9 protein-coding genes are annotated in these 11,962 nt (G+C 41.1%); all 9 read left to right on the top strand.

The features are described from left to right. Window positions 1–7 precede the first annotated feature (7 nt). Window positions 8–928 carry a glutathione ABC transporter permease GsiC gene (gsiC, locus tag IE222_RS21000; RefSeq protein WP_191276242.1) on the top strand — a complete coding sequence of 307 codons (921 nt, stop codon included), beginning with the start codon at window positions 8–10 and terminating at the stop codon, window positions 926–928. Between the two features lie 26 nt (window positions 929–954). Then, a complete protein-coding gene (locus IE222_RS20995) occupies window positions 955–1,860 on the top strand; it encodes an ABC transporter permease subunit (RefSeq protein ID WP_191276240.1) in 906 nt (301 codons plus the stop codon). A 21-nt stretch (window positions 1,861–1,881) separates the two neighbouring features. Beyond that, window positions 1,882–2,871, top strand: coding sequence for an ABC transporter ATP-binding protein (locus IE222_RS20990; RefSeq protein ID WP_191276238.1), 990 nt, complete (start codon window positions 1,882–1,884; stop codon window positions 2,869–2,871). Between the two features lie 4 nt (window positions 2,872–2,875). After that, window positions 2,876–3,838, top strand: a complete 963-nt coding sequence (locus IE222_RS20985) for an ABC transporter ATP-binding protein (protein WP_191276236.1) — start codon at window positions 2,876–2,878, stop codon at window positions 3,836–3,838. A gap of 48 nt (window positions 3,839–3,886) precedes the next feature. Further along, complete coding sequence (locus tag IE222_RS20980; RefSeq protein WP_191276234.1) at window positions 3,887–5,590, top strand: sigma 54-interacting transcriptional regulator; 1,704 nt, start codon at window positions 3,887–3,889, stop codon at window positions 5,588–5,590. A 199-nt stretch (window positions 5,591–5,789) separates the two neighbouring features. Next, window positions 5,790–7,913, top strand: a complete 2,124-nt coding sequence (gene recQ, locus IE222_RS20975) for a DNA helicase RecQ (protein ID WP_191276346.1) — start codon at window positions 5,790–5,792, stop codon at window positions 7,911–7,913. An 84-nt stretch (window positions 7,914–7,997) separates the two neighbouring features. Continuing rightward, a complete protein-coding gene (locus IE222_RS20970; RefSeq protein ID WP_191276233.1) occupies window positions 7,998–9,413 on the top strand; it encodes a glycoside hydrolase family 18 protein in 1,416 nt (471 codons plus the stop codon). A 264-nt stretch (window positions 9,414–9,677) separates the two neighbouring features. Beyond that, a complete protein-coding gene (yfkAB, locus tag IE222_RS20965) occupies window positions 9,678–10,796 on the top strand; it encodes a radical SAM/CxCxxxxC motif protein YfkAB (RefSeq protein ID WP_191276232.1) in 1,119 nt (372 codons plus the stop codon). Between the two features lie 107 nt (window positions 10,797–10,903). Then, window positions 10,904–11,818: a ketopantoate reductase family protein gene (locus IE222_RS20960; protein ID WP_191276231.1), complete on the top strand. Its 915-nt coding sequence runs from the start codon at window positions 10,904–10,906 to the stop codon at window positions 11,816–11,818. The last annotated feature ends 144 nt before the right edge of the window (window positions 11,819–11,962 follow it).

The following is an 11,962-nucleotide window of genomic DNA, read 5'->3' as shown; positions in this document are numbered from 1 at the left end:
AATCCATTTGTTACGTTACTTTTTAAATAGATTAATTGGAATCATACCTATTCTATTTTTTGTTTCGATTTTTATTTTTCTATTTGTTCATATGATTCCAGGAGATCCGGCAAGATTAGTTGCAGGACAGGATGCCAGCCTCGCAGATGTAAAAGCTGTCGAGAGAGAACTCGGATTAGACAAGCCCTTAACAACTCAATACGTTCATTTTGTAACAAATATTATTCAGGGGGATTTAGGGGTCTCCTTAAAAACAAAACGTCCCGTATTTGACGAAATTGCTAAGCGCTTCATGCCTACTTTTTGGCTGACAGTGTGGAGTATGGGATGGGCCGTAATATTTGGATTATTGATAGGTGTTATCTCCGCAACAAAACGAAATAAATGGCAGGATTATGTGGGGATGTTTGGTGCTGTTTCGGGAATTTCTCTTCCGTCTTTTTGGCTTGGATTGATGTTAATTCAATTATTCTCAGTAAATTTAGGTTGGCTTCCTACTGGCGGTTTGGATTCATGGAAGAGTTATATCCTGCCATCGATCACACTAGGGGCCGGGGTTGCCGCTGTCATTGCCAGATTCTCTCGCTCCTCTTTAATGGATGTACTCAAGGAGGATTATATTCGTACAGGAAGGGCTAAAGGATTAAAAGAAAATAAAGTTGTATGGGGTCATGCTCTAAAGAATTCGATGATTCCTGTTGTCACGATGACAGGATTACAGTTTGGCTTCCTGCTGGGCGGTTCGATTGTCATCGAAACAGTATTTAGCTGGCCTGGGCTAGGGAGATTATTGATTGATTCTGTGGCCTTCCGTGATTACCCGGTAATTCAAGCGGAAATGCTATTGTTTGCCTTGGAATTCATCTTAATTAATTTAATTGTCGATCTATTATATGGCGTTTTAAATCCGCAAATCCGTTACGATTAACGGGTGATTAGAAGGAGGAATGTGTAATGGCGGAATTGAAAGTGAATGAAGCGATTCAACAACCAGTTTCTCAACCGGTTAATATAAAAAAGAACACACCGATTACGGAATTTTGGCGCAAGTTCAAAAGGCAAAAATTGGCATTGGGCGCTGGAGTTTTTGTTGTTCTTTTGTTTATTTTGGGAATCATTGGGCCATTTATTGCTCCATATGGTGCTGCTGAATTTGATTATGACCATATACTCGAAGGTCCTTCAGCACAGCATTGGGCTGGTACAGATGCATATGGCCGCGATATATTCAGCCGGATTATTATTGGAACAAGAATTTCATTATTTATCAGTATATTATCTGTTTTGTTGGGTGCTGTAGGAGGTACCGTTCTAGGGCTTATTAGCGGATATTATGGCAAGTGGATTGATAATCTGATTATGCGTTTTTGCGATATTCTCTTTGCGTTTCCAGGGATTTTATTGGCAATCGGCATTATTGCTATTCTCGGACCAGGTTTAGGAAATGTGGTTATTGCCATTTCTATTTTCAGTGTTCCTATGTTTGCACGAATTGTAAGAAGCAGCACTTTAGCTGTTAAATCAACCGTTTACGTGGAAGCAACCAGGTCAATTGGTGCAAAGCCTAGGAGAATCATTTGGAAGCATATTTTCCCGGGCACAGTCTCCGCGATTATTGTGAACTTTACGATGCGTCTTGGGACAGCGATTTTAACAGCGGCATCTTTAAGCTTCCTTGGACTTGGAGCCCAGCCGCCATCTCCGGAATGGGGAGCGATGTTAAGTGGAGGCAGGGACTATTTAAATACCGCCCCTCATGTAACGTTCTTTCCAGGACTTGCAATCTTTTTGACGGTACTGGCATTTAACCTTTTCGGTGACGGACTTAGGGATGCACTTGATCCAAAAATTAAAGATTAACCATCAGAAAGGAGTACGGTGATGGCGGAGAAATTACTTGAAATAAAGAATCTGCAAACACATTTTAAAAGTGACCGCGGGGTTGTGAAGGCTGTTGATGATGTAACGATAACTGTTAATAAAGGAGAAACAGTTGGTGTCGTTGGGGAATCCGGCTGCGGAAAAAGCGTAACCTCCTTATCCGTAATGCGTTTATTAAAAGATACACCTGGGAAAATAGTCGGCGGCACGATTGAATTTGAAGGAAAGGACCTTGCTCACCTTTCTGAAAAAGAAATGCGGCTGATCAGAGGAAATGACATTGCGATGATTTTTCAGGAGCCAATGACTTCATTAAACCCTGTTTATAAAATTGGCAGACAGATTGAAGAGGCTGTCATGCTGCACTTAAAATATGATAAAAAGCAAGCACGAGAGCATGCGATTAAAATGCTTAAGCTAGTTGGGATTCCAAGAGCTGAAGAAATAGTAGATGAATTCCCGTATCAGCTGTCCGGTGGAATGCGCCAGCGTGTAATGATTGCGATGGCGATGGCCTGTAATCCAAAGCTGTTAATTGCCGATGAGCCGACAACCGCCTTAGATGTAACGATTCAGGCACAAATCCTAGATCTGATGAGAAACTTAAGCAAAGAACGCGGCACTTCGATTATGATGATTACCCATGATTTAGGTGTTGTGGCGGAAATGTGTGACCGGGTTGTTGTTATGTACGCGGGTAAAGTGGTCGAGGAAGCGGATGTTTTTACCATCTTCGAAAACCCCAAGCATCCTTATACAGAAGGATTGCTTAATTCCGTTCCAAAGCTTGGTCAAAAAATCAAACGGTTAGAGTCGATTCCGGGGAATGTTCCGACACCGGGAAATATGCCGCAGGGCTGCAAATTTGCTCCGCGCTGCGGTAAGGTAATGGACATTTGCACAAAGCAGGATCCCGAACTAAAAATGATAGATAAAGATCATACATGCAGGTGCTGGCTGTATCAGGAAAGCGGAGTATTGGAGGTATAAGACTATGGAAACTCCTTTAGTTGAAGTAAAAAACTTAAAAAAATATTTTCCTAAAAAGAAGGGTTTACTAGGCGGGAATAAATCATATGTGAAGGCCGTAGACGATGTTTCTTTTACAATCCGTAAAGGGGAAACGCTTGGACTTGTTGGTGAAAGCGGCTGTGGAAAGTCTACGACTGGAAGAATGTTGATGAAATTGCTCGACCCGACAGAAGGGCAGATTCTATTTGAAGGACAGGACATTACCGGCCTATCGGATAATCAAATTAGGACTATACGAAAAGAATTTCAAATGGTTTTCCAAGATCCATATGCTTCATTAAATCCTAGGATGAAGGTCGGGGAGATTATCGAGGAGCCTTTAATCGTTCATGGATACCCAAAAGAAAAGAGACAGGAACGTGTGCTTCATTTATTAGAAGTGGTTGGTTTAAGTGCCTATCATGCCGATCGATATCCTCACGAATTCAGCGGTGGCCAGCGTCAAAGAGTAGGAATTGCACGTGCGCTTGCCGTAAACCCGAAACTGATTATTGCCGATGAGCCCGTTTCGGCGTTGGATGTGTCGATCCAATCGCAAATCCTAAATCTTTTAAAGGATCTTCAGGAGGAATTTGAATTAACCTATTTATTTATTGCTCACGATTTAAGTGTTGTGGAACATATTAGTGACCGCGTAGGAGTCATGTATTTAGGAAAAATTGTCGAGTTAACGGATAAAGAGACATTATACAAGGAACCTCTCCATCCTTATACTAAAGCATTATTATCTGCGGTACCTATACCAAACCCCCGTTTAAAAAGAGAAAGAATTCTTTTAAAAGGGGATATACCAAGTCCTTCAAATCCTCCAAGCGGATGTACTTTCCATACAAGATGTCCGTTTGCCACGGAAGAGTGTTCGAAGAAAGTTCCTAAATTAAAGGAAATTGCAAAAGGACACTTTGTATCGTGTCATTTGTACTAGTATAATAAAATTAGTTTGGTGTGCTTTGTTTTCGGAGGGTATGTTAAGATGTCTAAACCAGTCGTTCATATAATAGCGATACAAGAGAAGTATTTAGTTCAAATAACAAAACAAATGAAAGATGTTCTAGAACAATATGTTTCGCTAAGGTTTACGCCTATAAAGGAATTACAGAAAAACTTGGTTCAACCTGAGGATGTGATTGTACTTTCTCATCACATGCTCAAGGGAATAGTCAGCCAGATGATTCCTGCAGAATGTCATTGTTTTGTTGCAAAGCGGGATATAAATTTTGCTAACACAAAAAAGCTGGTTAATCTTCCCTCAGGACAAAAAATTCTTGTAATAAATGATAATAAAACAAATATAGATGAGACGGTTACTTCCTTAAGAGAAACAATCTTTGAACATAAATATTATCCATATAACCCCGATGAACCGATTCCAGAAGATATCAATTTTATTGTTACACCTGGAGAAATAGATATTTTACCAGAAGGTTTAATAGAAGTGATTAACATTGGATCAAGAGTTTTAAGTATCGAGACCTTTTTCGAAATTGTTGAAGTGCTAGGGATTCAATACAATCCAATACAACTTGGAAAAAGATATATGAAGTCTCTAGTTTCCCTTTCTTTAGAGTGTAAAGAGGAAGTAAAAGACCAAAGGTTCAATCGAAGGAAGGATATTCGGAATGTTGCCAGTTATACCTTCCAAGATATCATCGCTATAAGCGAAACTATGCAGCGGGCGGTACAATTAGCAAAGGAATTTGCAGGGACATCACTTCCGATATATTTAAACGGAGAACATGGAACGGGGAAAAGCATGCTGGCTCAGGCAATTCATCATTATTCCTTTCAAGCAAATGCCCCATTTATCTCGGTAAATTGTGATTCGAAATCCACTGATATGCTGGAAAAAGAATTATTTGGATCAGAGGAGGGGCAAATGGTAACGATGGGTGCGTTTGAAATAGCTAAAAATGGCACCGTCTATTTAGAGGATCTTGACGAATTGCATTCTCCTATCCAAAAGAAATTACTGCAAGCCATTACGGATGGGGAGTTCCTGAGGATAGGCGGAACAAAACCTATTCCATTTCAAGCCCGATTAATTTCCTGCAGTTCAAAGGAATTGAAGAAGTATAACGATGAAGGGGGGATTCATTCATTCTATGAATTTGTCACTTCACAATCGTTAAGAGTACCTTCATTGAGAGAAAGAAGAGAAGATATCCTTCCGTTAATTGAGGAAATTAAAAGAAGGCTGAAGAAAACGGAAATTGAATTTACTTCAGACGTAGTGGAACGTTTACTTGAGTACGATTGGCCTGGGAATGTAATTGAGCTATATAATACGATTACCTATCTTGCTTTCTTAGATGCACAAAAAATTGAAATAGAACTTCTTCCTATAGGAATGAGGAGAGAAGAGAAACGTTTTCAATCCTTTGGCAGGCCCCCTAAAGAGGTCATTGAGAAGATTGAGGCACATGGCTTTTTAGAAGAAAGTGTGGAAATATTAAAGATTTTTGCACATGGAAAACGTGAAAGAACATCCTATGGCAGGCAGACATTGAAAAAGCTTTTAGAGGATAAGGGAATGGAACTTTCTGAACAGCAATTAAGAATGCGCATGGAAGTCCTTCAAGAATTGGATTTACTTATTGTTCGACAAGGGCGGGCAGGATCAACCATTTCTCGAAATGGAGAGGAATTTCTGAAATTTATGAAAAACGCGTACTCTTAGGATTTAATAGGTTAATGAGAAGAGGCTGAAATGCCTCTTTTTTATATATGGATACATAATTTATGCTAAGGGTTAAAAAAGTAACGGACGGTAAAATGATCACCGGTGTAAATCACTATAAACTAGTTTTTCCATAACAAATGATTAGCGTTATAATAGAATGGAAAAAACATTTAATAGTACGAAAGGAGAAACAATCTTGTTTGAAAAAGCGCTCCCCTTACTACAGTCCTACTTTGGTTACAGCTCCTTTAGAAATGGCCAAGAGCAGGCAATCAGCTCGGTTTTAGCCGGCAGGAATACAATATGTGTGATGCCGACCGGCGGCGGTAAGTCGATATGTTACCAAATTCCAGCCTTAATCCTGCCAGGCACCACCATTGTTATTTCCCCGCTGATTTCCCTAATGAAGGATCAAGTCGATACCCTGGTTCAGGCAGGAATTCCGGCAGCCTATATTAACAGCTCGCTTAGCTTCAATGAAGCATATGACCGGGTACAAGCAGCAAAGATGGGAAATTACAAACTGCTGTACATAGCACCGGAACGGTTAGAATCGCAAGAATTCTTAGAAGACTTAAAGCAGATGAACATCCCATTAGTTGCGGTTGATGAGGCCCACTGTATTTCACAATGGGGACATGATTTCCGTCCAAGCTACCGGCAAATTCAACGAATGGTTCAAAGTTTGCCGCAAAAACCGAAAGTTCTGGCCTTGACTGCAACCGCAACACCAAAAGTACGTGAAGACATATGCAGCCTGCTCAACATCGATGAAAGAAACACCATAATCACAGGCTTTGAACGCGAAAACCTTTCTTTTTCCGTCATAAAAGGACAGGACCGCCAAAAGTTCCTATTAGCCTATTTGAAAAATAATGAGAATGAATCTGGCATTATCTATGCAGCAACAAGAAAGAATGTTGACCAGCTCTATGAGAGATTAAAGCGAGAAAATATCAATGCGGCACGCTATCATGCTGGAATGAACGACGAAGAACGCAGCCGCGAACAGGAACGTTTCCTCACTGACCAGGCATCTGTCATGGTGGCAACATCTGCATTCGGAATGGGGATCGACAAATCTAATATCAGATACTGCATTCATCTGCAGCTTCCGAAAAACATGGAAAGCTATTATCAGGAAGCAGGCCGTGCTGGACGTGACGGATTAAAAAGCGAGTGCATTGTCCTGTATTCGCCGCAAGATGTGCAGATTCAGAGATTTTTAATAGATCAATCCAGTGACCGGAGCCGAATGACTCAGGAATTAGAGAAACTACAGCATATGGTTGACTATTGCCATACAGAAAATTGTCTTCAAGAATTTATTTTGCACTATTTTGGGGAAACGGAAACGGATCCCTGCGGCCGATGCGGCAACTGCACTGACTCGCGAACCAGCATCGATGTCACCAAAGAAGCGCAAATGGTCATGTCCTGTGTGATTCGTATGGGACAGCGCTTTGGCAAAACATTAATTGCCCAGGTGCTCACCGGCTCGAAAAATAAGAAGGTCACAGAACTTGGTTTCGACAGACTATCAACCTATGGAATTATGAAGGATAAAGGGGCAAAAGATGTCAGTGATTTTATCGAGTTCTTAATTTCGCAGGAGCTAATCGGAATCGAGCAAGGAACATTTCCTACCCTTTATGTATCGCCAAAAGGAAAGGATATTTTACTTGGAAATGCCCAGGTATACCGAAGAGAAACGGTACAAGTAAAACAAGTATCAAAGAATGACCCATTATTTGAGGCACTAAGAGAGGTTCGGAAACAAATAGCTGCACGAGAAAACGTGCCGCCATTTGTGATTTTCTCCGATGCTGCACTTACGGATATGTGTGCCAAGCTGCCTAAGACAAACGAGGAGTTTTTACAGGTAAGCGGTGTTGGGGAACATAAGCTGCAAAAATATGGACTGGAGTTTATTCAAGCGGTTCGCGCCTTCATAGAGGATCATCCGGATTACCGTACTGAACTGGAAGCAGAACCGGCAGCGACGAAAAAGCCCGCTAAAGCAGTGGGCGATTCACACCTAGAAACACTCAGTCTGCATCAAAACGGGCTTAGTATTAATGAAATTGTTGAAAAAAGAAACCTTGCCATCAACACTGTTGAAAATCATCTATTACAATGTGCCCGAGATGGACTAGCGGTGGATTTTTCCAAATTGGTACCTGACACCTACCTGCCGCTTTTAGAAAAGGCAGTGGATGAAGGAGGACGGGAACGTTTAAAACCCATTAAGGAACTGTTACCGGAAGAAGTAAGTTATTTTATGATCAAAGCGTACCTATATTTTATAAGTAAGAAATAGTAGGCATTAACACAAATACCGAGCTTTGAATAAGGTAAAGAAGATGACCATTCAATGGAAATGACTTTATCTGAGGTGGTATTTGTGAAAATTCATGTTGTAAAAAGCGGGGATACACTGTGGCGCATCTCGCAAATGTACGGGGTCACCATCAATCAAATTATTGCGGCTAATGGACTAGATAATCCGAACCGGCTGGTGCTGGGGGAAGCCTTGGTCATTCCTGCACCATATCAGCAGTACGTGGTTCAGAGCGGTGATACACTTTGGGCGATATCACAGCGCTTAGGTGTGTCCTTACAGGAAATCATCGAGGCAAACCAACTGACCGATCCTTCCAAGCTTTTTGTCGGTCAAGTGCTTACCATTCCTGTCGTGTATCATACGGTTCAATCGGGTGAAACTTTGTGGGCAATTGCCAACCGCTACGGAACAACAGTTCAGGCAATTGTTCAGGCAAACCAAATACAAAATGCCGCTATGATTTATGTCGGGCAAAGGCTGAGGATACCGGAAGCTCCTAAACCAGTGATTGAGGTAAATGCCTACGTTACGACCATGGAACAAGCTGGAGCCGATATTGTCGCACCGCTTACGCCGTTTTTTACCTTTATAAGTCCTTTTAGCCATAGTGTAGGTGCAGACGGAAGCCTAGCCCCGTTAAAGGATGAAGCTATCATTCGAACTGCCAAAGAGAGAAACGTTGCACCGCTGCTGGCGATTACAAACTTTGTAGGTAGTCAATTTAGCGCCGAACGGGCTGCGCTCATTCTCGGAACACCAGAAATACAAGATAAGTTGATTAATAATATACTAACGATGTTAAAAGAAAAAGGATATGTCGGGGTGAATATTGACTTCGAATATGTTAACCCGAGTGACAGGGAAAATTATAATAACTTTTTACGAAAAGTGGTTTCAAGACTGCGCCCGCAAGGATACTCCGTATCGACGGCATTAGCCCCGAAAATCACCGCCGGGCAAAAAGGGCAGTTGTACGAGGCGCATGATTATAAGGCACACGGCGAAATCGTCGACTTTGTTGTGATTATGACATATGAGTGGGGCTGGATTGGCGGAAGACCGTGGGCGGTTGCTCCAATTAATGAAGTAAAAAAGGTACTTGATTATGCCGTAACGGAAATTCCGCGTAATAAGATTGTTATGGGTGTTCCATTGTACGGCTATGATTGGAGAATCCCTTGGGTAAAAGGAACATACGCGAGAATTATCAGCCCTAAACAAGCGGTGGATATCGCAGCGAAATATGGTGTTTCGATCAGCTATGATGAAACCTATCAATCTCCATATTTCCATTACACGGATGCATCAGGACAACAGCATGAGGTATGGTTCGAGGATGCAAGAAGTATGCAAGTGAAATATGATACCGTTAAAGCCTACAATCTTCGGGGCATCAGCTATTGGGTATTAGGAAACGCCTTCCCGCAGAATTGGCCGGTGCAGGCAGCAAATTTTGCAGTGAAAAAAATCCAATAAAATCCCGGCTGTGAAAGTCTTTTTTTATTTTTGGAATATTCCTAATAATTGTCGATTTGACGCACCTACCACGATATTTCCTCGGAAATTTTGTCGATATTATAAAATTGGTGTTTATAAAAACAAGGCTTGCTTAGCACCAAAGCGGTCTTGTTTTTTTAGTAGCATTAGGGAATTTCGTTGTACATAAGCTTTTGTATATCAATGGTTGCATAAATTAGCTATAATAGATACGTTTTAAAAAATGATTTTGAGGGGATTATCATGAAAATAATGAAGAAGATTTCAACCGCCTATGATCCATGGGAGGCATATTTGGATATGGAAGAGTACGGAAGGACGCAGCTCAGCAATATTGAATTTACGACAACAACTTTATGTAATATGCGCTGTGAACACTGTGCCGTAGGCTATACACTTCAAACAAAGGATCCGGAAGCACTGCCGCTTGAGCTTTTATTAAGCAGACTGGATGAAATCCCCAACCTTCGCTCACTAAGCATTACTGGCGGCGAGCCAATGCTGTCGATGTCATCTGTTAAAAATTATGTAGTTCCGATTTTACAATATGCGCATGAACGCGGTGTCAGAACGCAGCTTAACTCCAATTTAACGCTTGATCTTGACCGTTATGATTTCATCGTGCCTTATTTAGATGTGTTACATATCTCGCATAATTGGGGAACAGTAGATGATTTTGTCCAAGGCGGTTTTGCCATGATGGAGAAGAAACCTGATTATTCTCAGAGGGCAAAGTATTTTGAAAGAATGATAGATAACAGCCGTGAGTTAAGTAAAGCAGGAGTGCTGGTGTCAGCAGAAACGATGTTAAATAAACGAACACTTCCTCATTTAGAAAAAATCCATTATCAAATTGTCAACGAAATGTTATGTCAAAGACATGAAGTGCATCCAATGTATCCGAGTGATTTTGCAAGTAATTTAGAAGTTTTAACGCTGGATGAAATTTGTGAAGCGATTCATCACCTTTTGGATATCCGCGATGAAAATGTGTGGATGCTGTTTGGGACGCTGCCATTCTATCCATGCAGCAGTAAACAAGAGGATCTTAAGGTATTAGAACGGTTGTATAATAGCAAAAATGTAACGGTTCGAAATGATCCGGATGGCCGTTCGCGGTTAAATGTAAATATTTTCAATGGGGACATAATTGTGACCGATTTTGGCGACACGCCGCCGCTTGGTAATATCAAAACAATGAATCTTTTGGAGGCATATGAGAAGTGGCAGTCTTCAAGGACAGCAAAGGAATTAAGCTGTCATTGTCCAGCGGTTTCATGCCTTGGACCAAATATTTTGGTGAAAAACAGTTATTATCCAGATGATGATTTTTCTAAAAAGCAAGCATACTTGAAAAAGTAATGAAAACGGCAGCCCGCTTCCAGCTTTTTTCGTTTTTATATACTATACTAGAAAGATTTCCCTTATACTGGATTTATAGTGCTTTAAATACATAGGAGGGGCAATCCATGCGTATTTTAATCGTTGGTGCAGGTGCAGTAGGCGGGTATTTTGGCGGTCGTTTGCTGGAAAAAGGAATAGACGTAACTTTTTTAGTAAGAGAGGGCAGGAAAAAACAATTAGAGCAGACTGGACTTATTATTGAGAGTGTCCACGGAAATTTGAACCTGACCCCAAAAATGATTTTATCTGGTGAGGGAGCAGAGGCTTTTGATCTCATTCTTGTGTCTACGAAGGCGTATCACTTGGAAGGGGCAATTGAAAGTTTTAGAGAGTACGTGGGCGAAACAACGGCAATCTTGCCATTGTTGAATGGGATTTCCCATTTTGAACGATTAACTGCAGAGTTTGGCGAGGAACGGGTCATTGGCGGTCTTTGCTTTATAGAAACCACGTTAGATTCAAAAGGAAGGATTATTCAAACAAGTGCAAAACACGACTTGGTGTTCGGGGAACGTACAGGTGAGAGAACAGAACGAATTCTAAAAATTGAAGATGCGTTTATCGGTACCAAAGTAGGCTATCGTTTAAGTGATAATATTAATCGAGATTTATGGAATAAATACTTATTTATTGCCACGATGTCGGGAATTACAACTTTAATGAGAGCACCGATTGGTCCAATCCGTGAAGAACCAAGCGGGCGGGCTGTTATTGCAAAACTATTGGAAGAAATAGTTTCTGTTATGAAACGGGCAGGCGCTCCTTTTGCAGATGATGCTGTTGGGCAGCAAATGAATCAGATTGATTCATTAGGCTTTGCGATGAAATCTTCGATGCAAAGAGATATGGAAAAATTGTCTCAAGTCGAAGCAGAGCATTTACATGGTTATCTTTTAGACATTGCGCATAGGAAGGATATCCCTGTTTCGGCATTAGGAGCCGTATATGCGAATTTAAAAATTTATGAGAGATCGTTGTAATTGATGAAAAAAGGCACACCGATGTGGTATGCCTTTTTTCATGAGGACAAATTCGCACCCAAGAACCTGTTCCCAGTTCTCATAAACGATTCATGGGGACAATCTCACCACAGTTTCCCTCCTCTCGTATATTAGTAGTAAGAG

Source organism: Neobacillus kokaensis, assembly GCF_014656545.1.
GTDB classification, from domain to species: domain Bacteria; phylum Bacillota; class Bacilli; order Bacillales; family Cytobacillaceae; genus Neobacillus; species Neobacillus kokaensis.
The sequence above is the reverse complement of the archived record's forward strand: the minus strand, read 5'-3'. Positions and strand labels throughout refer to the sequence as shown.

Coding starts and splice junctions, on each gene's coding strand:
- yfkAB (WP_191276232.1), top strand. CDS start 9,678: ATGAAAATAATGAAGAAGATTTCAACCGCCTATGATCCATGGGAGGCA.
- IE222_RS20995 (WP_191276240.1), top strand. CDS start 955: ATGGCGGAATTGAAAGTGAATGAAGCGATTCAACAACCAGTTTCTCAA.
- IE222_RS20980 (WP_191276234.1), top strand. CDS start 3,887: ATGTCTAAACCAGTCGTTCATATAATAGCGATACAAGAGAAGTATTTA.
- IE222_RS20960 (WP_191276231.1), top strand. CDS start 10,904: ATGCGTATTTTAATCGTTGGTGCAGGTGCAGTAGGCGGGTATTTTGGC.
- IE222_RS20985 (WP_191276236.1), top strand. CDS start 2,876: ATGGAAACTCCTTTAGTTGAAGTAAAAAACTTAAAAAAATATTTTCCT.
- IE222_RS20990 (WP_191276238.1), top strand. CDS start 1,882: ATGGCGGAGAAATTACTTGAAATAAAGAATCTGCAAACACATTTTAAA.